17 protein-coding genes are annotated in these 23,756 nt (G+C 52.3%); 10 read left to right on the plus strand and 7 right to left on the minus strand.

Going from position 1 to position 23,756, the window contains the following annotated elements; translation table 11 throughout:
• Positions 1 to 56: 56 nt before the first annotated feature.
• The gene (locus tag IE054_RS07565; RefSeq protein ID WP_189404964.1) at positions 57 to 926 is read right to left on the minus strand and encodes a delta-class carbonic anhydrase; all 870 of its coding nucleotides are present in this window, start codon (positions 924 to 926) and stop codon (positions 57 to 59) included.
• A 235-nt stretch (positions 927 to 1,161) separates the two neighbouring features.
• On the opposite strand from IE054_RS07565, the gene IE054_RS07570 reads away from it, so the two are divergent.
• On the plus strand, positions 1,162 to 2,736 hold the full coding sequence (locus IE054_RS07570; RefSeq protein ID WP_189404966.1) for a sensor histidine kinase: 1,575 nt from the start codon (positions 1,162 to 1,164) through the stop codon (positions 2,734 to 2,736).
• Positions 2,717 to 3,394 (plus strand): response regulator transcription factor, encoded by a 678-nt coding sequence (locus IE054_RS07575; protein WP_189404968.1) that lies wholly within the window; start codon positions 2,717 to 2,719, stop codon positions 3,392 to 3,394. The genes IE054_RS07570 and IE054_RS07575 overlap by 20 nt, the downstream gene beginning before the upstream one ends.
• A gap of 44 nt (positions 3,395 to 3,438) precedes the next feature.
• On the opposite strand, the gene IE054_RS07580 is transcribed toward IE054_RS07575, so the two are convergent.
• The gene (locus tag IE054_RS07580) at positions 3,439 to 5,433 is read right to left on the minus strand and encodes a GAF domain-containing hybrid sensor histidine kinase/response regulator (RefSeq protein ID WP_189404970.1); all 1,995 of its coding nucleotides are present in this window, start codon (positions 5,431 to 5,433) and stop codon (positions 3,439 to 3,441) included.
• A 494-nt stretch (positions 5,434 to 5,927) separates the two neighbouring features.
• Between IE054_RS07580 and IE054_RS07585 the strand changes: the two genes are divergently transcribed.
• Both IE054_RS07585 and IE054_RS07590 read left to right on the plus strand, forming a co-directional pair.
• Entirely contained in the window at positions 5,928 to 7,397 is a 1,470-nt protein-coding gene (locus IE054_RS07585) for a transporter substrate-binding domain-containing protein (RefSeq protein ID WP_189404972.1), read from the plus strand.
• 320 nt (positions 7,398 to 7,717) lie between these two features.
• The gene (locus IE054_RS07590; protein ID WP_189404974.1) at positions 7,718 to 11,038 is read left to right on the plus strand and encodes an amidohydrolase family protein; all 3,321 of its coding nucleotides are present in this window, start codon (positions 7,718 to 7,720) and stop codon (positions 11,036 to 11,038) included.
• 71 nt (positions 11,039 to 11,109) lie between these two features.
• Here the strand turns inward: IE054_RS07590 and IE054_RS07595 are convergent, their stop codons facing one another.
• Complete coding sequence (locus IE054_RS07595; protein ID WP_189404976.1) at positions 11,110 to 12,654, minus strand: hydroxymethylglutaryl-CoA reductase; 1,545 nt, start codon at positions 12,652 to 12,654, stop codon at positions 11,110 to 11,112.
• Between the two features lie 394 nt (positions 12,655 to 13,048).
• Here IE054_RS07595 and IE054_RS07600 point away from each other — a divergent pair, with 394 nt between their 5' ends.
• From IE054_RS07600 to IE054_RS07620, 5 genes are all read left to right on the plus strand, one after another.
• Positions 13,049 to 14,302: an HlyD family secretion protein gene (locus tag IE054_RS07600; RefSeq protein ID WP_189404978.1), complete on the plus strand. Its 1,254-nt coding sequence runs from the start codon at positions 13,049 to 13,051 to the stop codon at positions 14,300 to 14,302.
• Between the two features lie 2 nt (positions 14,303 to 14,304).
• A complete protein-coding gene (locus IE054_RS07605; protein ID WP_189404980.1) occupies positions 14,305 to 16,458 on the plus strand; it encodes a peptidase domain-containing ABC transporter in 2,154 nt (717 codons plus the stop codon).
• Positions 16,459 to 16,478: 20 nt separating this feature from the next.
• Positions 16,479 to 16,718 (plus strand): helix-turn-helix domain-containing protein, encoded by a 240-nt coding sequence (locus IE054_RS07610; RefSeq protein ID WP_189404982.1) that lies wholly within the window; start codon positions 16,479 to 16,481, stop codon positions 16,716 to 16,718.
• A 105-nt stretch (positions 16,719 to 16,823) separates the two neighbouring features.
• Positions 16,824 to 16,997 (plus strand): hypothetical protein, encoded by a 174-nt coding sequence (locus IE054_RS07615; protein ID WP_189404984.1) that lies wholly within the window; start codon positions 16,824 to 16,826, stop codon positions 16,995 to 16,997.
• A 40-nt stretch (positions 16,998 to 17,037) separates the two neighbouring features.
• The gene (locus tag IE054_RS07620; RefSeq protein ID WP_189404986.1) at positions 17,038 to 17,940 is read left to right on the plus strand and encodes an ATP-grasp domain-containing protein; all 903 of its coding nucleotides are present in this window, start codon (positions 17,038 to 17,040) and stop codon (positions 17,938 to 17,940) included.
• 37 nt (positions 17,941 to 17,977) lie between these two features.
• On the opposite strand, the gene hslU is transcribed toward IE054_RS07620, so the two are convergent.
• The 4 genes from hslU to priA form a co-directional block, all read right to left on the minus strand.
• Positions 17,978 to 19,309, minus strand: coding sequence for an ATP-dependent protease ATPase subunit HslU (hslU, locus tag IE054_RS07625; RefSeq protein ID WP_189404988.1), 1,332 nt, complete (start codon positions 19,307 to 19,309; stop codon positions 17,978 to 17,980).
• Positions 19,310 to 19,364: 55 nt separating this feature from the next.
• The gene (gene hslV, locus IE054_RS07630; RefSeq protein ID WP_189404990.1) at positions 19,365 to 19,889 is read right to left on the minus strand and encodes an ATP-dependent protease subunit HslV; all 525 of its coding nucleotides are present in this window, start codon (positions 19,887 to 19,889) and stop codon (positions 19,365 to 19,367) included.
• Positions 19,890 to 20,014: 125 nt separating this feature from the next.
• Positions 20,015 to 20,590 (minus strand): SPOR domain-containing protein, encoded by a 576-nt coding sequence (locus tag IE054_RS07635; RefSeq protein WP_189404992.1) that lies wholly within the window; start codon positions 20,588 to 20,590, stop codon positions 20,015 to 20,017.
• A 259-nt stretch (positions 20,591 to 20,849) separates the two neighbouring features.
• Positions 20,850 to 23,030, minus strand: coding sequence for a primosomal protein N' (priA, locus tag IE054_RS07640; RefSeq protein ID WP_189404994.1), 2,181 nt, complete (start codon positions 23,028 to 23,030; stop codon positions 20,850 to 20,852).
• 241 nt (positions 23,031 to 23,271) lie between these two features.
• Between priA and rpmE the strand changes: the two genes are divergently transcribed.
• Positions 23,272 to 23,484, plus strand: coding sequence for a 50S ribosomal protein L31 (rpmE, locus tag IE054_RS07645; RefSeq protein WP_189404996.1), 213 nt, complete (start codon positions 23,272 to 23,274; stop codon positions 23,482 to 23,484).
• Positions 23,485 to 23,756: the final 272 nt, after the last annotated feature.

Here is a 23,756-nt window from a genome sequence, read left to right on the forward strand (position 1 = left end):
AGAAAGGATTGCGACGGCCCGGTTAACTTCATCTTAGCCGGGACGTCGCAGCGGGGCTAGCGAATGGGTGACAGCAATTTATGGTTGGTCACCAAGTTGCGTACCTTATGACCGTAATTTTCATTAAAGATATTGTCATCACACCAGTTGGCGACCGAGTTGATATCCACCACCGCAACTTGCGGTCTGACACTCCAGGTCACCTTTATGGCAGAGCCCTGTTCATTGTATTTTGGGCCGGTTGTAGAGCCTAAATACTCAACAGGCTGCCCGGTGTTCATAGGAATATTAGGGGCCTGATCATACCCGTTAATTTCTTCCACCTCGGCCAGTTCGCTGAAACCCAGTGCATTTTCATCGTTAGCCAGCACAATCACCTGGGCTTCAACGCGCAGTGCCGGGTTCATATTGTCTTCATCCAGACACGCTGACAGCGTTGCTCCCGGCTCAATTTCTGATGACGAATGGACCCAGTGCACTTCTACTGTGTCGCCGACATTCAGCGCCTGTCCCGGACCTTTTGCTGCACAAACCTGCCTGTCCACAGGTTTCATCTGTGCATCGCTAAGGCGACCGTTCCACTGATAACCGGTGTTAATACCCTCACCATTACCTTTGCCTGCGTACGTGGTAAATTCTCCGCCCTTGTGCTCGGCAAATTTATGAAAATGTATGTTGCATAATTCCATCTGCGAGCGATGCGGCGCCTTACCGAAAATGCGCTGATTAGTGCCGTATACCTGACTAATATCCCGCGGCGACTGCGGGCCAAAGCCTTTGCCAGCCGTATTCGCTTCCAGGCTGGCTCGCTGTTTGGCGATGACATCGTCACTATTTGACTGTGCATTGGCACAGCCACTTAATAGCCCCCCTGTTACAATCAAAGCCAGGTATGGACCCAGTGTATTGGTTAGTTTGAATTGCATAACGCCTCCAGTTATGTGTTTGCCCTGGATATTGCCACGGTATGGCGGCTGGGCAGTGAACATAATTGAAGTGTATCGGGCGCTGATGAAAACGGCTTTGCGGCAACATTAACAGAACATTAAAAGCACATTATAACTGTCTGAAATGCCGCATAGTTTATTGCATATGTCGGTCAGATACGCCTACTATAGCATCAGACTTTAGCGACCAGGCGGGCTTCTCAGCCTTAACTCCATGTACAAAAAGAAGCTTTTTATATTTGGTTTTCTGGCCTCGTTTATACTATTGGTCGCGCTGGCCTGTGCGGCAGTTACCGCACAGTTAACCCGCACCAATCTTAAGCAGAGTATTGTGGCGCAAACACTGCTGACCGAGCATCAGCAACTCTCCAGTATTTCCTACCGCCTGTTTAAGCAACTGACCGACGAACTCATTTTTGGCAAAGATGCCAATCAGGCTAAGGTGCGCAATAAGAAGAAGCAGATTGATCAGTCGCTGGAGAAAATACGTTCTCTTGAACTACGTCAGCGTCAGGCGCTGGGTAAAGTCGTAACGGCCGGCAGTGTTGAGGACACCGACGAGCTGGCATCGCTTATCAATAATATCATTGCTGAGTTTCGTACTGTTGCTGCCAGTGATACGGCGTCGCCGCTTAACCAGCGGGCGCAGCTGCAATTGTTGCTGGAAGACACCATTGATAACCAGTTCCGCGAAGCGATTAATGCAGCGGTCGTCCGTCAGAATAATGTGGTGACGGCCATTAACGCCAGCATCGACACCCTGAATACCACCATTGTCTGGTTTACATTAGGGCTGGGCGTTGTCTCCTTTCCGTTTATCATCCTTGGCTGCTTCTGGCTGTTTAACGCGCTGTATCAGCCGTTAACGGTGATCAAGTCGGGGACTCAGGCTATCGCTGAAGGGAATTATGACTACCGTATCCCTGCGGGCTTCGACGACGAGTTCAACAGTCTGACAGAGTCACTTAATCAGCTGGCAACCCGGCTTGCAGAGCATGAGAACCAGGCTTCTGCCTATCGCCGTCAGCTGGAGGTGGAAGTAGAACAGCGCACCCGTGCGCTGACAGAGGCCAATAGCCGGTTGACACAAATCGACGCCCGCCGGCGTCAGTTTATTGCAGATGTGTCGCATGAACTGCGCACACCGCTTACCATTATTCGCGGCGAAGCGCAGGTTACTCTGCGCCAGGACAGCCAGCCAAATAACGTGTATCGCCAAACATTAGAGGCTATTCTTGAACAGGCCGTGCATTTAAGTGGCCTGGTTGATGATTTGCTGCTTCTGGCCAGAGCTGAGATGAGCCAGTTAAAACTGGATTTGCAGCAACAGACCATCGGCCCACTGATAGCACAGCAGTTGCACGCCTGGCAGCGCGCGCATGAAAGCAGACATCTGGTCACTGATATCACGCCGGACGTTCAGTCGCTCACGCTCTATGTGGATCCTCAGCGTATTCGTCAGGTACTGACAATACTTCTGGATAATGCCAATAAGTACTCACCTTCAGATAGTCAGATTACGGTCACTGCAACGCTGACAGACGCGCATGTCGATATCGTTGTACACGATGAGGGCGAGGGTATCTCTGCCAGTGACATAGAGCATATTTTTGAGCGTTTTGTTCGCCTGAAACGTCAGGGAAATGGCATGGGGCTGGGACTTGCCATAGCTAAAACCATTGCCGAAGCACATCAGGGAGAACTGCTTGTTAGCTCAACGCCAGGGGTTGGTTCGGCGTTTACATTAAGACTACCACAGGATCGCGTGCATGAAAGTACTGCTGGCTGACGATGAACGCCCGTTGCTAAATTTTCTCGAGCGCGGGTTAAGTGCTGAAGGCTATGAGTGCGTGACCGAACATGAACTGCACGCGTTGCTTCCGAAAATACGTAACGAGCAGCCCGCGGTTGTTGTGTTAGACCGTATGTTTGGCGACGAAGACTCGGTAACCGTGCTAACGCTTATCAAGCAGTTGCCCCAACCGCCGATGGTATTGCTGCTCACCGCTATGGACGATGTGCGTGAACGTGTGGCTGGTCTTAAGGAAGGAGCAGACGATTACCTGTGCAAGCCATTTGACTTTGATGAGCTACTGGCCCGGATTATTGCGCTAAGCCGGCGTCCATCCCAGCGCCAGTCAGAGACGGCATTATTGCAGGCCGGCGACCTGACGCTGAATAACGAGGCGCGACAGGTGTGCCTGCGGGGGGAGGAGATCGCGCTGACCAAGCTGGAGTATGACCTGCTACTTTATTTATTTGAAAATTCTAATAAAGTACTAACCCGGGAGCGGATCCTGGCACGGGTATGGCGTAGTCACAGTGATCCGCTCACCAACATAGTTGATGTATATATCAGTCGCCTGCGACAAAAGCTGAGCGCGGAGGCAGGAGTAGAAATAGAGACGTTAAGGGGCAGCGGCTATCGGATGCGAGTTACACAATAGACGGCAACGACGTCCCAGCGCTATTCCCTGTCGGCACACGAGGCTCAACAGTGCTGCCGCAGCACGTTAATAATGGGCCCCATTTCGACCGGCTTGGCCATAAAAAAGGTCATACCAGCATCCCGGCAGGCCTTTTTATCGTCATCAGCGGTGTTGGCAGTTAATGCCACCACACTGGCGCCTGCTTTTAACAAGCCCTGCGCATACAGTTGACGCGTTGCAGAGATGCCATCCAGTTTCGGCATCACGCAGTCCATAAAGATTACATCGTACTGGTTTTGCTCACAGCGCGTAATTGCTTCGCAACCATCGGTTGCCATATGGCACTGAATATTAAATCGCTGAAGATACGAGTCCATTACTATACGGTTAATTTCATTATCATCGACTACCAGCACGGTCAGCCCACTGGCATCAAACACGTCTTCTTCGGCGTCTGTGTGTGACGGCGCCTGACATTTTGGCAGCGGCAAATTAACGGTGAAAACACTGCCTTTACCCTCTTCACTGTCCACGATAACGTCGCCCTGCATCATCTGGCACAGCTCTTTGACAATGGAAAGACCCAGCCCGGTGCCGCCTGAACCCTCAGCACTCTTTGCCTGATAAAACGGGCGAAACAAGCGCTGTACTTCCTCGTTAGTCATGCCTTTGCCGGTATCGGCAATGCGAATCGTCAGATAACAGTCGTTTTGATGAACGTCAGAATGCGCGGAGAACGAAATGGTTCCCTGTTTTGTAAACTTCAGCGCATTGCTCATCAGATTGGTCAGGATTTGTATCACCCGTGTGCGATCGGCGTCTGCCCACTGGTCTTCTGCAACACGGAAGTCGGTATTAAGGATCAGCCCTTTATCGTCACACAGTGGCTGGTAAATGGAGGCTGTATCCACCAGCATCGCGAGAATATTCGTGGGCTTTTTTTGCAGGCGTAACTCGCCCGCATTGATCTTTGAAAAATCAAGCACCTCATCGATAAGGTGGTGGAGGATCCGTGCACTGCGTTTAATCAGCCGGTATTTTTGTTGCTGCTCAGCTTCGTCTTTTTCCTGAGGCAAGTTATCCAGCAGGCCAAGTATACCGTTCAGCGGTGTACGCAGTTCATGACTGATTTTAGCCATAAGCGCGCTGCGCTCTTTTAATACGTTTTCAGCCTGCTCTTTTTGCTCACGCAATTCACGATTCAGTGCTTCCGCTTTACTGATGTCCTGAAACGTGCCAAACAGCCGAACACATTCGCCATTTTCAAATTCGGCCTCCCCTTTTGTGAGCACCCATTTTTCATTACCCCGCGCGGTAACAATCTGTGCTTTGAGGCTCCAGGGAGCCCCTGTATCGACGGTGTCTTTAACCGCGGCGCTGATAGCATCACGGCTTTTGCCCGGTTTATAAAACGCAATGCCAGATTCAATGTCAGGGATAAAGTCTTTGCTGGTCTCATGGATACGGCGGGTCTGATCACTCCAGTCAATCTGGCCGCTGCGCATGTCGACTGACCACGTCCCTATTTTTCCCACACTTTCAAGCTTCTGCAGTGTCGATGCCTGCTTAGTCAGTGCGTCCAGCGCTGCTTTTCTGGCAATCTCCGCCCCCAGCCACTGTGCAAATAGCTCCACATAGTCGTAGTCGGCTGAGGTAAAGGGCGTAGTAGGCTCAGGTGAAGAGAAGTTAACCGTGCCATATAATTCACCATTCACCTGAATACATGCACCCAGGTAGGACTCAAGCTGCTGTGCCTGGTAACAGGGGTGTGAGGCAATATCAGACTGAGCAACATGATGAAACCCCGTTGCCTGTCTGCTTTTGAGCGTATGAATACAATAGGTGTCGTTTACGTTAAAGCGGGTACCAGGTGCAATATCAACGATGTCACTCTCTGCGTACAGGACCTCATACTGATCGCCTTCAATTTTACTGACAATTCCCACAGACAGCCCGAACGCCTCAAGTCCCAGCGTTAATAACTGCCGGGTTTTGTGATCAAGGTCACTAAACTGATCTGACACGATATCGTGAAATGACCGAAGTATATTAGGCATAGCATTCTCGCTGTATTGTACGCATTTTCACGTCGACGCTTATAACCGGGGGAGTACCCGACTAGCGTCGGAGCATCGCGCATTATTACTGGTTCAGGTTACGTTATCGGCAGCCATCTCCACGCCGCTAATTTTTAACTCCCTGGTAGGCATCATTCCCACCGATCGCGTACATCCATCTACTGTAGTGATTTTAATACATTAACAGACTTCAGGGAGTTTACCTGCAATTCACGACACCGCTCTCTGTCGCCGGCTTATTGTCCTGTCTGGACGCAGGGCAACGACGGTTTGTGGCGAAACCGTTGATAACTGCGATGATGCACTCAGTGAGTAGGTAACGATCATCTCCTCAGGTAGTGGCAGGCGGTGGAAGGCTGGTTATCGCGCTTCCTGGGTGCTTTGCCGACATTGATTGTATTTATTCAGGCTGCGGCGTATTCTCGCAAACAGACGGGTGAGATTAACAATGATGCGAATAAGTGAGGCCTGAGATGTATCGAAGTGTCTGCCTGGTTATTGTACTTGCTCTGCTAACGATGTCTGCGCCTGGTAATGCGGCGCAGTCGTGTCGCCCGCTTGTGGTTTTTTCTTTCTCCGACATCACACCTAGTAACAATGAGCAGCAACGCCTTCGTGAGCAGGTGTATCAGAGCCTGGATAGTATTACGGGCAGCGATGCCACTACAGAATTATGCCACGACTATACGCGTATCACTCTCAGCAACATCCCGGCACAGTTTGCCGATAAATACCCTAGCCGCTTTACCCTCACAGACACGCCCGCTTTTGCAACATTCTCACTGTCTGGCATTACCCCTGAAAATACCATTGTCGGCCAACGCGCACGCCCTTATATGCTGAAGGTGCCGTTTGCCACGTATTTGGTCAACAGCGATGAAACAGCCATAACGCTGTTACAAAGCGGCAAAATAAGCGAAGTTATTGACTATGCGGTAAACATTCCAATTTACGAGCAGGCCCTGCCATCGGTTACCGTAGCACGTCGCCATGCCACGACCCCTGTGTCTCTGCTGTTCGAAGTCGCCTCACATCGCGATACGTTTGATACGGTCGCAGCGCCACACTTTACGCGTGAAGAGACGCCCCTTAATACAACACCGAACACACCGTCTGCCACGCCCGTAACCTGGCTGGTGTTAAACAAGTACTTCTCGATGACGCAGAACGCGCTGGTTGCACTTCACTCTGAGCGTAAGAGTATTCAGTGGCTGGACGCACAACTTGAGCAGTATACCTTTACTATCAGACAAACAAATGGTTCTGATGCCATCCGGCAACTGCAGGAAAACGATGATATCTGTGTGATGGGTATATACCCGTCGGAAGAACGACAGCGCTTTGCACGCTTTAGCATGCCCACCTCGTACTTTCTGTCACCGCGCCTGTACTTCCGCAGTGATGCGATTGATGACAAAGATTTCGCAGCGTTTACTACCAGTGCCGGCGTGCTGGATGCCACCGCTTTTCTCAGTAGTTACTCGGCGCTGTCGGTTGGCTATTCGCCCGAGCTACTGACATTACTTTCGCCCGTAGCCGATTACCTGAAGTCCCGGCCCCAGCGTTTTTTGCAAATTGACGTGCTGGAGCGAGAACGTATGCTGGCACTGGTGCAAAAAGGCCGGCTGGATGGCTTTGTTGACTTCCCTTCTCACCTTGCTGAGGCCAGGCAGCATCTGCACGACCTGCCTGCCTTACATAGTTTTACCGTAAGCCCGACGCCCGTCGTAGGCCAGGCCAGAGCAGCCTGCAACCACAGTACACTGGGTAATAACGTGATAAACGCCATTGACGGGATATTGTCCAATCCAAAACAGCGTTATGCGTATATATCGTTACTGGCAGACGCGATGCTTGCGCCTGAGCAACGCGATTTACACCAGGCGGCGGACACGCAGCCCATGCAAAACGCAGATGAGCCTTCACCGTCACCAAGCAGGTAAGCAATGATATACAGGATTTTTTTACTCACAGCACTGCTGATCTCCGCAACTGGCTGCGCCGGCAATGACTGGCGAAGTGGCTTGTCGCGCCTTCTTTGAAAATGACACTGGTCATGCATTCTGGCAAGTTGGTCGAGCCAGCCGCGCGATGAGGCTGCGTTTACTTTATGCTATCGAAGCATTGTTGACGATTAAGAAAGACTGATACTCTGGCCCCATAATAATAGCGCGTGCACCAACCTCTCCCAGAGTTTATACAGCGATGATGTAGCGTGCATGTAAAGTAAAAAGTAAAACGTTAAGCCCTAACGAAGGAAACCATGATTAAAACACACAAAACACTGCTGGCGGCGGCAATGATGAGCCTGACCTTTGGCTCTGCGTCGGCCAGCGAATCCACCGCGGTTGATGGCTATGATACAAAAAGCTGGGATGTCACAAACCCGCCGTTTGCACTAAATGAAGTCACCATCAACACCGATGAAACCACCTGGTCCAGCCTCGACGTAGCGCCTGACGGCAGTTACATGGTGTTCGATATGCTTGGCGACCTGTACAAGGTCAGCATCGATGGCGGCAAAGCCACACCACTAATTAAAGACTTCGCCTGGAATATTCACCCGGCGATTTCCCCGGACGGGTCTAAAATCGCCTTTATCTCGGATCGGGGCGGACTTTCAAATGTCTGGGTAATGGACAGTAATGGCGAGAACCTGCATCAGGTGACCAAAGAAAAAAATAACCTTATCCATTCGCCCAAGTGGAGCCCGGATGGCGAATATCTGGTGGTCAGCAAGGGGATCATGTCCAGCCGCAGTATCCCCGCCGGTGAAATCTGGATGTACCACCACACTGGCGGTGACGGCCTGCAGATCAAAGCACGGGTGAATGGCAAAGCCGACCAGCAGAATATTGCCGACCCGGCCTTCTCGCCGGACGGCCAGTACATCTACTTTACCCAGAATACCGTTCCGGGCAGTGGTTTCGATTATAACCGCGATCCGCTGGAAGGGATTTTTGCCATCACCCGGTATGATCGGGAAACCGGCGAAGAAGAGCGTTATATCAGTGGTACCGGTGGTGCTGTAGTGCCTACGCCTTCGCCCGACGGCAACTATGTCGCCTTTGTAAGGCGTGTGAAAAACAAAACCGGGCTGTTTATAAAAGACATAAAGACCGGTGAAGAAACACCACTAACCCTTGAACTTGAGCGTGACATGCAGGAAGGCTTTGGCTCTGAAGGCTACTTCGCCTACTTTGACTGGATGCCAGACTCAAGTGCTATTGTGTACTGGACCGGCGGCAAATTTCACAAAATCAATGTGAGCGACAAGACCACCCAGACCATGGATGTCAGCGTCTCCACCACCAAGAAATTTGCTGACGCACTGCGCTTTGACGTCGACGTGGCGCCGGATGAATTTAATGTCAGAATGATCCGCTGGTCACAGGCCTCACCGGATGGCAACAGCATCTTATTTCAGGCGCTGGGCAAACTGTATGTCCGCGATCTGAAGTCAGGGAATGTGACGCGTCTTACCAGCCAGAATACGCATGATGAGTATTACCCGCGTTACTCCCATGATGGTAAGCAGATTGTGTATACCACCTGGGATGATAAGGATCTGGGCACGGTAAGAGTGATTCCGGCATCAGGCGGTGACAGTAAGATTATTACCTCAACACCAGGACACTACATAGAGCCAGCACTCTCGGTCGATGACAGTAAAGTGGTGTACCGCAAGTTTACCGGCGGCTACCTGCTCGATCCTAAATATTCCGTGGACCCAGGTTTGTATGTTGCCGACCTGGCCGAAGAAAACAATACCAAAGTCTCTGACAGTGGCTTCAACGCGCATTTTGCGGACGACAACAACCGCGTTTACTTTACCGAGTCAGTTGGCGGTACGCCTTACCCGGAGACTCAGCTTTCCAGTGTCGATTTACAGGGGAATGACAAACGCACCCACCTCTACGGTGCTGACAAAGTCAGCGAGTACCGCCTGTCACCAGACAAGCAGTGGGTGGCGTTTGTACACCAGTTTAAGACCTACGTCGCACCGTTTGTTGAAAATGGTCAGAAAGTGACAATTGGACCGAACATGACCGCATTGCCGGTAACACAACTGTCAGCCAAAGCAGGCGAGTACCTGTCCTGGTCACCGGACAGCAACACGGTAGGCTGGTTCCACGGGCCGAAATACTTCCAGCGCAGCCTGCAGGAAGCCTTCGCGTTTGTTGAGGGCGCAGCGGATGAGTTACCCGAACCGGAAGCCAAGGGGCTGGACCTCTCATTTAAAGCCGAAGCGGACAAGCCCGCCGGCTACAAAGCGCTGGTCGGTGGTAAAGTTGTGACCATGCGTGATGCCAATACTACCCAGGAAGTCATTGAAGATGGGGTTGTGCTTATCAAGGATAACCGTATCGAGGCGGTAGGAAAGCGTGGCGAAATCACTATTCCTGAACAGGCGATGCAGATTGACACCAGCGGTAAAACGGTTATTCCTGGGTTAATCGACGCGCACGCCCACGGGGCGCAGGGGCGCAATGAGATCATCCCTCAGCAAAACTGGAGTCAGTATTCTAACCTGGCGTTTGGTGTTACCACCATCCACGACCCGTCAAATGATACTACTGAGATTTTCGCGGCGGCCGAATTGCAGCGTAAAGGCGATATTGTGGCGCCGCGCATCTACTCCACCGGTAAAATACTGTACGGTGCCGAAGCACTGGGCTACAAAGCGATCATCGACAATTACGACGATGCATACTTCCATGTGCAGCGGCTTAAAGACAGCGGCGCGATTTCGGTGAAAAGCTATAATCAGCCGCGCCGCGACCAGCGTCAGCAGGTGCTGTGGGCGGCCCGTGATCAGCAGATGATGGTGGTCCCAGAAGGCGGCGGTAAGTATCAGCAAAACATCAGCATGCTGGTAGACGGCCATACCGGTCTTGAACACAGCATTCCGATCCCACGCGGCTATGATGATCTGACGCAGTTGTGGGCGGCCACCGACTTTGGCTACACACCAACGTTTGTGGTGTCCTACGGCGGCCTGATGGGCGAGGAATACTGGTACGATCGTACCGAAGTGTGGAAAAACCCGCGCCTGCTGCGCTATACCCCCTCCTTTATTCTGGACGCGCGTTCAGTACGACGCCCCACTGCACCGGATGAGCAGTACAACCACTTCAATGTGGCTGAATATGCCAAAACGCTGCGCGACGAGGGTGTCGGTGTGCACATAGGTGCCCACGGTCAGCGTGAAGGATTAGGCGCACACTGGGAGTTGTGGATGATGGAACAAGGCGGCTTTACGCCATGGGAAGCGCTGCGCGGCGGTACCATTGATGGTGCCCGTCACCTTGGCATGGATAAGGATATCGGCAGTATTGAAAAAGGCAAACTGGCCGACCTGGTGGTCATCGACGGCGATGTGCTCAATGACCTGCGCCGCAGCGAATACGTTGCGTACACGGTGCTGAATGGCCGCGTGTATGAAGCCGAAACCATGAACGAAGTTGGCTCGGATGAACAGCGCGCGCCGTTCTTCTTTGAGCAGGACAATGCGACCTTTATGCCGGATGCCACGGCCACCGAGGTGGAGGCGAAAGCCCATACCTACCACTGGGAGCATTAATCTGCTGACACACAAATAACAAAGGGGGCATTCGCCCCCTTTTCTTTATTCGTCCCTTATTCGTTTTCGCGTTAGCGGTTGCGCCCGTATTCTTCGTGCGACGACACCCAGTCGGATGAGGAAATCGCCGAAGCCAGTGAAATCTCGCCCGCCAGTACCACCGAGGCCACAATTTCAGCAAACTTGTAGACCTTGTCCCGCCCGTAACAGCCAAGCAGTTCCAGACACTCTCGCTGCGTGCCAATGCCGGTGCCGCCGCCGTAGGTTGCGACAATCAGCGACGGAATGGTGATCGACAGGTACAGGTCACCTTCCTCGGTGAGCTCAGAATACATCATAGCCGCCGACGACTCTGACACATTTGCGACATCCTGACCGGTAGCAATAAACATGGCGGTGATGCCGTTTGGCGAGTGCAGCCCAGTATTATTTACCCCGGACAGGAACGACCCCACACCCGCAACACGGCCATGATAATCAATCTGCTTCGGATCCACCCGCATCACTGACAACAAGTGCTCACGCTTGATGGTGGCTTCTGCGGTTACGCGTTTACCACGGGTCCGCATAATATTAATTTGTGACGCTTTTTTATCAGTCGCAAAGTTTGACTCAAGATAAAAGTTTTCAATGCCCTCGTAATGATCGAGGATCCAGCCACAGGCAGCGAATGTTGCCCGGCCGACCATGTTCTGCCCGGCGGCATCGCCGGTGCGGTAGTTGAAGCGTAAAAAGGCAAATTTGTTCGACAGATACGTATCGACATAGGTGAGTTTTGCCACACTGGAGGTGGCTTCTGCTTCACCGCGGATAGTCTCAATATTTTCCTGTACCCATTTTGCAAAATCGCGCGCGCCGCGGGCATCCGGGAACACAAACACAGGTGCCCGCTGCATGGCATCATCGACGACTGTCGCCTTTACACCACCACTCATATTCAGCAGTTTCATGCCGCGATTGTACGACGCGACCAGCGTGCCTTCTGTGGTCGCCAGCGGCACGGTAAATTCGCCTTTTGCATATTCGCCGTCAATGTTAATCGGACCGGCAATCCCCATGGGGACCTGCGCAACCCCGATAAAATGCTCGATATTGCCTTTCAGCGCCTGCGGATCGATGGAGTACTTGCCCACATGGTCGACCTTGCCGCCACTTTGCTGCTCAAAATATTGCTGGCGGGTTTTGATGATCTTCTCGCCATAATCATCAAAATTATCCCGTGGAATATGGCCGCCGCGTGATTTGGGTGTGGTGATGTTATCTTCCACTTCAAATTTCAGTTTTCCAAAGGGCGAGGCAACGAAGGAAATACCTATTTTACGCTTCTCCGGACTGGCTTGTTCGTCAAGCTTCAGGTGTACCGTAATAATCTGCTTAAGATCAAAGGGTGTCTCACCCGCACGGTTCAGCTCGTCTACCGATAACAGAGTATCGCTGCCGACCTGAAGCGTAATTTTGTCATCACTGATTTTTTCACCGTCCAGAGCGATCCATTTCAGCTCTTTTAGCGACGCGTCCTTCAGCCGGTTTTTCAGCATGAATGACAGGCCATCCTCGGTTTTGGTCAGACTGCCGTGCGTATAGAGCTGCTTAAGTAATATACTGGGTACAAACATGCGGGTTCCTTACACTGCCTGGGTACTGTTATTTTTTTGTAAAAACTTTTCACGATTTATGGTTTATAGCATAGCCTTTGTCCATAAAAACAGCAGTAATTTTGCCTGTCCTTTGCCGCTTTCAGTGGCATTCTGAATACAAAATTGGGCCATCGGCTTATAAAATCGCGACATTACCCACCTCTCTAGCCCCCCGTTTTGGCCGGTCTCCGGCCAGAAAGAGCAAAAAACACCGCCTGCATAAAGTTAATAGCGTCAGCACGGATGACTGACGATGCGCAAACGTACCCGGCAAGTTGCAAACGGAGGTGTCAGGGAAAGACGCCAGGGATTGCCAGCCCCGCATGGAAGCGGGAAGCCGGGTGCGGCATGCTCACAATACAGGCAAACAGGAATGAGACGAAAATCACTTTTCAGACAACAGGCAATCGATCATCAGCAACAGCGTCTGCCGGGCGATGTGCTGTTAATTCCCCGCTTATCTTATGCCGTTGTCACCGGGATCATACTGACCTGGCTGGGTGCACTGGTCTACTTTCTGTGTACACACAACTACAGCCGGCACGCCACCGTCACCGGGTGGCTGGAACCCGAGCGTGGCGAAATACGCACGTTTGCACAACGTCAGGGGACTGTAACCCGTCTGCTTGTTACACAGGGGGAGCGTGTGGAGGCGGGAACGCCTATCCTTGAGCTGGACGTGACCGCGCCATTATTAAGTGGTGCCAGTACGCAGGGCGAGCAAATTGAACAGCTTCAGGAGCAGGTGGCACGTCTTGAAACACAGCAAACGCATGGCACCAGCCTGTTTAAACAGCAGCGCAATGCCGCTCAGCGCAAGCTGACTTTACTCACCCAGGACTTAGAAACCCTCTCAACCATGATGACCCTGGCCAGTCAGCGCCTCGAGCTTGCTGAAACCCGCCATAGAAGTATGCGCCTGTTGTCTGACGACGGGTATATTTCAGCCCGGGAACTGTCGCTTTCTACTGCCGAGACCTTACAGGTGCGCCAGGAATTTCAGCAACTCAAACGGGAACAAACCGCCCTGACCCGGCAATATGATGAGACGGCGTCGACGCTGCAGAGCCTGCCCGATGAGTTTGCCCGCCAGACGCTTACGCTCAACAACCAGATAAGCGATTTGCAACAGCGAATTGTGCAGCTTCAGAGCCAGCAAAATACGGTTGTGCTCGCCTCGCGGGCTGGCATTGTCAGCCAGCTTGACGCCTATCAGGGACAGCAGCTTCGCGCAGGTCAGCTGGTTATGACCCTTGCACCGGACAATAGCAACATTGAGGCACGAATGGTGGTGCCTGTTACCGCAGCGGGTTTTCTGGCACAGGGCCAATCGGTACAGCTTCGCTATGACGCCTTTCCGTTTCAGAAATACGGACTTCACAGCGGCCAGATTACCCGTATCTCCGACACGCTCATGCTGCCCGGCGACTGGCCTGACGCGCCGGTTGTTTTCAGCGAACCGGGGTATCTGGTGCGGGTAACGCTGGATAAAGCCCAGCTTACTGCACATGGCAGTACCATTGGCCTTAAATCCGGCATGACGTTTTCTGCCGACATCCACCTTGGCCAGCGTTCGTTGCTCGAATGGTTGCTTGAGCCACTGCTGAGTATTAAAGGAAGGGTATGAACATGGCAGGGAACGAAAACGTGTCGCAGGGACTGCTGAACAGACTGACTACCGGGCGCCGGTTGCCACTGCGGTTTCAGGCTGAGTCAGCAGAATGCGGTCTGGTTTGCCTGAGTATGGTGGCCGCTTATTTTGGTGACAACACCAGCCTGACCCAGTTGCGCGAACGCTTCGCCGTATCAATGCGCGGTGCATCCCTCAAGTCGTTAATGGACATGGCCGCGTCAATGCAACTGAGCCCGCGAGCACTGAAGCTGGAAATGCAGGAATTAGACAAGCTTCGCTGCCCCGCTATTTTGCACTGGGACATGCAACACTTCGTCGTTCTTAAAGCCGCAGAGCGCAACCGCGTCATCATTCATGATCCTGCGATTGGCCGCCGTACTCTTTCTTATGAAGATGTATCCCGGCACTTTACCGGTGTTGCGATGGAATTACAGCCAACCCAGTCGTTCACGCCCGTACGTCAGCCTTCCCCGCTGTCGCTTTTTCGACTGTGGGATCAGGCTCGCGGCCTTAAACGTAGCCTGCTTATTCTGTTTGTTCTGTCACTGCTGTTACAACTTGCTGCGATAGCCTCACCCTATTATTTACAGACCATCATTGATGATGTGTTACTAAACAGCAACCGTGATTTGTTGCTGACACTGGCGATTGGCTTTGGTTTACTGCTGATGATGGAACTGCTGCTAAGCGTGCTGCGCCGAAGCCTGATCCTGTCTATGTCCACACGGCTACAACTACAGCTGTCTGCCAATGTGTTCCGGCACTTAACGCAACTGCCTATGGATTATTTTGCCAAACGCCACACCGGCGACCTGGTCTCGCGTTTTGGTGCCCTTAACCATATTCGTGAGTTTATCACGGTGGGACTGGTTACCGCCTTTCTTGATGGCCTGACCGCCAGTCTGACGCTCGTTGTCATGTATCTCTACTCGCCGTTGCTGGCCGTCATCACGCTGGCAGCGCTGCTACTGTATCTTGCGGTAAGACTTGCGCTTTTGCCCTGGGTAAAACGGGAAACGACTGAGCGCATTGCCATGGCGGCCAGTGAACAGAGTCATTTTATTGAAACCCTGCGTGCCATTCAGCCCATTCGCCTTTACCAGCAGGATGGACGGCGGCAGAGTCAGTGGCAAAATCACCTGGTAGAAACCCTCAACCGTGATCTGCGCCTGGGAAAACTGGATATCGGTGCCAGTGCCGCCAACCAGTTGCTGTTTGGGCTTGAGCACATTGTGGTTATTTATCTTGCAGCGACCCTGGTTATGGACAGCCAGTTTACCATCGGAATGCTTTACGCGTTTACCGCCTACAAAACCCGCTTTGCTTCATCGTTTGACAGTCTTATCACCAAACTGATTGAGTTTCGTATGCTGGGTGTGCACCTTGATCGACTGGCCGATATTGTCCTTACTCCCGCCCTTCCACCACCTGTCTCCCCCGGTATTTCTGCGTTGCCCGAACCGCAGTCAGCCGCACTGAAGGCAGAACGACTGGCATACCGGTATGGCGAACTGGAGCCAGATGTATTCAGTAATATTTCTCTGCATGTTGCCCCTGGTACCACCGTCGCCATTGTCGGCAACAGTGGGAGTGGCAAAACGACGTTACTCAAATGTCTGATGGGATTGCTGACACCCTCTGAGGGAAAGATCCAGTTTGGTCAGCAGCAAATATCACCGAGATGTGCATTCCGCCATCTGTTCGCTTCAGTGATGCAGGACGACACCTGTATGAATGGCACGCTGATTCAGAACATTGCCTGCTTTGATGAGCCACCGCAATTAGAAAAAGTCGCTCAGGCCGCGCAGCTTGCCTGTCTGCATGATGAGATTATGCGCATGCCCATGCAGTATCAGACACTGATAGGCGATATGGGGAGCGCACTTTCAGGTGGTCAGCGTCAACGCCTGCTGCTGGCCCGCGCATTATATCGTGAGCCTGCCGTCCTGTTTCTTGATGAGGCCAGCAGTCAACTGGATATCGACAACGAAGCACAAATTAACCGCCATTTGAAGTCAATGGCGATCACCCGGATTGTCGTGGCACACCGCCCGCAAACCATCGCAATGGCCGACCAGATTTACTCACTTTCCAGTGAGGGGCTGACGCGACTTGACCGTTCTGCCATACCCGGTATTGCAGACACTTAACCCAGCATAAGGAGATACGTATGTATCCGTTAAATGAGAAGGAGTTGCCCCTGTCACAACTGTCCAGACGTGAACTGCAGGTGGCACGAAAAATCATGGAAGGTCTGCCCAACAAGGCAATTGCCGCAGACTTGTTCATTAGCGAGCGCACGGTGAAGTTTCACTGCGCCAATATCTATCGCAAACTGGCGATACCTAATCGCGCTGCATTGATGGCCGCTTACTTTCGGTCGCTGTACATCCCATCAAGCGCAGCCTGACAGAACCATACACACCTGTTTACGGGTGATGATATGCAGGGCTGCATGGTGTAGCCCGCCCTTAACCGGCAATGATGCCGTAACGACATAAATAAGGAGATACTTATGTCAGCTATTACTACTCCCCAGCAAGACCTGACCCACGACGACATTGAGCACGTCAGCGGTGCCGCGTTTATTCCCTTTCCCCTGCCTGATGTTACGGTTAGACCACCGGTCTACACCACCCAGGCAATAGGTGAAGACGGTGGCGAATACCCACCTGAAGTCCTGTACTAACAGTGGTTGGCCACACCGTTCAAGGTGTGGCCGTATACAGATGATCATTTTACTTGGCTCAGAGACCGACCCACAAATCCGCCACCTGTACAATCGTCTGCTCGAACGCGGGCAAACGCCCTGGGCACTCGATACGCAACAGTTTGGCTGTCAGTGGACTTTATCCTTTCTTCCGGATAGCGCTGTCGGGGCCATTGAATGCACAAATCAGCGCGTTCCCTGGACCCACATCACAGCAGTGTACTGGCACCAGTACAGGCCACCCGCGGGAACACAGGATAGTGCCCGCAGCCATATGATGGACCATGTAAGCACACTGCAAAGCTGGTTTCGTTGCCCGGCAATACACTGGGTGAATGGCATTGATGCGATCCGTTATCATCAGTGTAAGCCCATACAACTTCAGCACGCCAGACAACTGGGTGTCCAGATTCCGGCTACCTGGATAGGCAATAACAGTGAGAGCGCCCTGGCGTTTGCCCGTGACCATCAGACACTGATAGTAAAACCGGTGCATGGCGGTGAGACCGCCACCCGTTTAAACAGCCAGGATACTGAGCGGCTTTGCGCGCGGCTTGCCCTGTCACCCGCCACCGTGCAGGCCTGCATACCCGGCACCAATATTCGAACCTATGTGATTGGCGAAAAGGTTTTTCACTTTGCCCTGGATACCACGCACACTGATTTTCGCACCGATACCACGGTTGTACCGGAAGTGGCTAGCGCGCCTGACGCTGTAACCCAGCAAGCAAAGGCAATATGTCGTGCATTCGGCATGCACTGGTGTGCCATCGACTGGCGGCGAACAGGCGATAATACTTACTACTTTCTGGAAGCTAACCCCTGCCCTTACTTTCTGTATGTAGAAAACACTACGGGTGTGGATTTGAGCGGCGCATTGATGACCTTGCTGATAAGTCGCGATAAACAAAAAAGCCCCTGATAAATACCAGGGGCTTTGACAGACATTCGCGCTGTTTTTAAAGAATGAAGCGTGACAGATCGTCGTCTTCTATCAGTGAGTCAAGATGCGCGTTAACATAGTCTGCATCAACCACCAGCGATTCGCCGGTTTTCTCAGAGGCGTCGTAAGAAATATCCTCCATCAGACGCTCCAGCACGGTATGCAGGCGCCGCGCACCGATATTTTCGGTTCGCTCGTTAACCTGCCAGGCGGCTTCGGCAATCCGCTGAATACCCGACTCCTCGAATTTCACATCCACGCCTTCTGTTTTCATTAACGCAATGTACTGCGCCGTGAGTGACGCATTGGGCTCGGTCAGGATCCGCTTGAAGTCTTCAACCTTCAGCGCCTGTAGCTCTACCCGAATTGGCAGACGGCCCTGAAGCTCAGGGATCAGATCCGACGGCTTACTCATCTGGAACGCACCGGAGGCGATAAACAGAATGTGGTCGGTTTTCACCATGCCGTGCTTGGTTGACACGGTAGAGCCTTCAACCAGCGGCAGCAGGTCGCGCTGCACCCCTTCGCGGGACACGTCGCCGGAGGTATTGCCTTCGCGCTTACAGATTTTGTCAATTTCATCGACAAACACAATGCCGTGCTGCTCTACAGCTTCGATGGCCTTTTCTTTCAAATCGTCCTGATTCACCAGACGCGCCGCCTCTTCTTCAATCAGCAGCTTGTAAGCTTCTTTGATTTTCAGCTTTTTCTTTTTCGATGACTGTGAGCCAGATAAGTTCTGGAACATGCCCTGCAGCTGGTTTGTCATCTCTTCCATACCAGGCGGTGCCATGATCTCCACACCCATTTGCGGCTGTGCGATATCAATCTCAATTTCTTTATCGTCCAGCTGGCCTTCGCGCAACTTCTTACGGAAATTCTGGCGCGTGCCCCGGTCTTCGACGTCTTCTTTTTTGCCCCAGGCGTCTTCCGGTGGCGGCAACAATACGTCTAAAATTCGCTCTTCCGCTGCTTCTTCAGCCCGGTAGCGAACCTTCTTCATTTCCTGTTCCTTGGTTAGCTTGACGGCTATATCAGTAAGATCGCGGATAATCGACTCCACTTCCTTACCTACATAGCCAACTTCTGTGAACTTGGTCGCTTCGATTTTTAAAAACGGCGCATTTGCCAGTTTCGCCAGCCGGCGGGCAATTTCCGTTTTTCCGACGCCGGTCGGGCCTATCATCAGAATATTTTTAGGCGTCACTTCCTGGCGCAGCTCTGGTTCAAGCTGCATGCGGCGCCAGCGGTTTCTCAATGCAATAGAAACCGCACGTTTCGCCCCTTGCTGACCGATAATATGGCGGTCAAGTTCATGAACTATTTCTCTTGGTGTCATCTCAGACATGCAAAACCCTTATTTTTTCTCGCGGCCAGCGGCCACGCAGCGACCTGTGTTGTCGCTAGTAATCCAGTACTTCAATTGTTTGATTCTGATTGGTGTATACGCAAATATCACCCGCAATGCTCAGACTTTTCTCAGCGATTTCTTTGGCTGACAGCTCGGTGTTGGCCAGTAACGCTGTGGCTGCTGACTGGGCATAAGGCCCCCCTGAGCCAATGGCAATCAAATCCTGCTCAGGCTGCACCACGTCACCGTTTCCGGTAATGATAAACGACGCGGTTTCATCTGCGACCGCAAGCAGCGCTTCCAGCCGCCGTAAATGACGGTCCGTTCGCCAGTCTTTTGCCAGTTCGACCGCAGCGCGGGTTAAATGACCCTGATGGGTTTCCAGTTTTGCTTCGAAGCGTTCAAACAGGGTGAAGGCATCTGCCGTGCCGCCAGCGAACCCGGCCAGCACTTTGTCATTGTACAAACGGCGCACTTTGCGCGCGTTGCCTTTCATTACTGTGTTGCCAAGTGATACCTGGCCGTCACCCGCAATCACGACCTGATTGTCGCGCCTGACTGATACTATCGTTGTCACGTTGATTCCCCGTTGTTGTGGGTACGCAGCAATGCCACGCAGGTTAACTTGATGATAGGGAAGTGGGGGGCGTTAACGTAAATTCAAGAGGCACCGGGGCGGTACAACCGCCCCGAATGTTAAAGCTACAGATTCCAGTACCAAATCTGGCAGGTAGAGATATTCACCTTGCGCAGGCTGTGTTTAGCGCGTTCAGCGTCTCGCTTGGCGTCAAATGGCCCCAGGATCACACGAAACCATTCGCCGTTGTCACCGCTACTGGGGCGGATTTGCGCTTCCAGCCCCTGAAACGCAATTTTTGCTTTCATTTCTTCAGCCTGTGCGCGTGTCCGAAATGACGCACACTGCATCAGATAACGTTTATCTGACGCTTCCTGTTCTTTTACTTCCACTTCTACTTCATAGCCCGGCAGCGTTTTAATGTACTCCCATTCTTCTTCGGGCAATTCTGGCAATGCGTCTGGCGATGTCCTTCCAGCGCGCTCTGCAGGCGCATCCGGTGTGGTGTCAGACGCATCTTTAATTGACCACAGGAAATAACCAAAGCCAATTAACAGCATGATAACCACCACCAGCCTCGCTTTCGGGAAGGACGCCACAGGCGATGACGCTGGGGATGCCTTGCGGCTTTTACCGGTTGTTTTTTTATTCTGTTTTTTCTGTGGCGCACGACCACGGGATACATAATCTCGCTGAGCCATAAGCAGCAACTTACCCTTACAAATACGAATTCCTGCCATACCGATGACAATACATGTGAGTATTTCCGGCCCAAGTGTACCCACTATTGCGACGGAATGCTGCCCACAATCTCCCCATTTTTTATAAATTCTTAACCAAAGGTATCTGTGTGCTTTACTTCTGTTTGCGGGAGTCCACAAAAAACACGCCTGCGGTTACCGGTTGAGGCTGCCCTGGGGTGTGGACTGGATGTGATGCATGTTACTGGTCCGGCAGAGCTTAACTGAAATCGGTGGGATCAACGTCGACTGACCAGCGCACTCTGCCCGCTTCGGGTAGCGCACTAATGCCGGGAAGTGCCAGTCTTAGCGCCTCATGCAGTGGCGCTCGCTTCGCGTGCGTGAGTACCAGCATAAAACGGTAGCGCCCCTGACGTTTTTCAATCAGTCCTGGTAACGGGCCTGCCTGCGCGGGCGGATTGTGGGTCGCAACGCGGTGGATTTCAGCCTTACACTGGTTTAAGAACCCGAAGGCCTGACCTGCCTCACCCGCTTCAGCCCGAATCACAATCTGGCTGGCGTGAGGTGGTAGCAGTGCGGCCTTTCGTTCGGTCAGCTCGTGACGGGCAAAGTGTGCATACCCGTTATGAATCAGATCCAGTAACAACGGATGATCGGGGTTGTGCGTTTGCAGCCACATTTCTCCTGGCTTCGAGGCGCGGCCTGCCCGCCCGGCCAACTGTGTCACTAGTTGACCAAGTTTCTCCGATGCGCGAAAGTCACCACTAAACAGCGCCCCGTCACAGTCTAAAACAACGACCAGCGTTACATGAGGGAAATGGTGACCTTTCGACAGAATTTGGGTACCGATCAGCAACTGATAATCCCGACGATTGATGGCGTTCAGGGTATGCTGCAGCTTGTCTTTACCGCGCACAGCGTCACTGTCAATACGCACCTGTGGTGCATCCGGAAACAGATGAGCCAGCGCACCTTCTACCTGTTCGGTGCCCACTCCCGCAGTAACCATGTCCTGGCTGTGGCACTGCTCACACTGTTTGGGAATGGCGCGCGTGCCCGCGCAATGGTGGCACTGCAGAACATTCTGCGCGCGATGTACAGTGTAAGGTCTGTCGCAACGTGAACAGTGCATGGTATATCCACAGTGATGACACAGCAGTGCTGGCGCAAAGCCCCGCCGGTTAATAAACACCAGCACCTGATTGCCCTGTTCCAGATGGCGCCGCATAACGGGCAAAATGCCATCGGCCAGGCCGGCGTTAACTACCTGGTCGCGGATATCCAGCAAATGCATATTGGTAGCACTGGCCCCGCCCGCACGCTGACTGAGCGTTAGATGGGCATAACGACCCGCCAATGCATTATTTAACGACTCCAGAGACGGGGTAGCAGTACCCAGGACCAGCGGAATATTTTCTTCTTTTGCGCGCATGACGGCCAAATCGCGTGCATGGTAGCGCACCCCGTCCTGCTGCTTGTACGATTCATCATGTTCTTCATCAACAATCAGCATGCCGGGAAATTTAAGCGGCGTGAAAATCGCTGACCGGGTGCCAATGATCAACCCCAGCTCACCGTCTTTGGCCTGCTGCCAGACTCGCAGCCGCTGACGGTCGTTAAGCTGCGAGTGCAGCACACCAACATCAATACTAAAACGTTCCTGAAATCGCGCCACTGTCTGCGGGGTCAGGCCAATCTCCGGAACTAATATCAGCACCTGCCTGCCATTTTTCAGTATCGATTCGATCGTCTGTAAATACACTTCGGTTTTGCCACTGCCCGTGACACCTTCCAGCAGGCTTACCGAAAAGCCTGATGTATTTGTCAGCGCTGCCACGGCAACGGCCTGTTCTTTGTCCGGCACAGGCTTTTCAGCGATTGCGAGCGTGTCCAGCCAGCGTTGCGGCTGAGGGCCAGGGGTATGACGTGATTCTGTGATCAGCCCCTTTTCTTTCAGCGCACTGATAACAGCTGCTGAATAGCGCTGTGTTAACACGCGTTTTGTTTCTGCCCGGGTCTGAATATCGTGAAGACAAGACTGTTGCTTCGGCGCTCTCTCCAGACTGCCCTTTTCCGCCTGCATAGCTGATGGAACGAGATAGGTTTCTTCATCAGGCCCGGTTTTCTCACCTTTTCTGATTTTGACCGGCAACATGGTGTGCAGGACCTCACCGGGGCTGTGGTGATAATATTGCCAAAGCCACTGGGCCAGCCGGACCATCACCGGTGCTAAGACAGGCGATGTATCCAGTATTTCTTCGATGTCTTTAATGTTAACCGACGTATCCCTGGGCGTCGCCGCCGCCCCGATAACAATGCCTGTGAGTTGACGGTTTCCGAAGGGCACCCGCACACGCACACCGGTTTGTAACTCAGTCTCAGCCCGGTATGTGAACGTACGGCGCAGAGGGACGGGCACGGCAACATCTATAAAATGCAATGATGGCTCCTTCAGGTGCCGGCTGGCGTGGATCAACGACGGAAGAAAACGGATTGATTGCCTGTTTACTGGACAATTCACTTGATTCTTATGCCTCCATACATTAATATGCGCCGCTCTTTACGGCAAGGCCTGTCTTTGATTGCCCGCAATCTGCGATGGGCGTTGCATTGAATATAGTTGCGTATGGTGTTCAGCTTCGGGCTGGATAGCGATACGGCCTTATATGATGAGGTAATCCATGAAACAAGGTATCCATCCTGACTACAACGAAATTACTGCAACCTGTTCTTGCGGTAACGAAATGAAGATCCGTTCTACTCTGGGCAAAAACATCAACCTGGACGTGTGTTCTTCATGCCACCCTTTCTATACTGGTAAGCAACGTAACGTTGACACCGGTGGTCGTGTTGATCGCTTCAAAAAGCGTTTTGGTGGTCTGGGCAAAAAGTAAGTCCATTGAATACCCTGAAAAGGCGCCGTCAGGCGCCTTTTTTGTATCCATTGCCAGCGCCCCACCATATCAGCCCTCTATATTTATTCTCACCTTGATAAATATAATAAATGACAACTATCTTGCAGATAGATTAGCAATTCGTCTGTCATTCCAATAGATTAGCATCGTAGATTCAGTGTGTGTCTCATCACAAATGCAAACAATGTCTATCTGAATTTCAGGTAAAGCGTCTGATCAGATATGTCTGGTAATTAGCATCATGATAGAGT

Source organism: Alteromonas halophila (assembly GCF_014651815.1).
Lineage (GTDB): Bacteria > Pseudomonadota > Gammaproteobacteria > Enterobacterales > Alteromonadaceae > Alteromonas > Alteromonas halophila.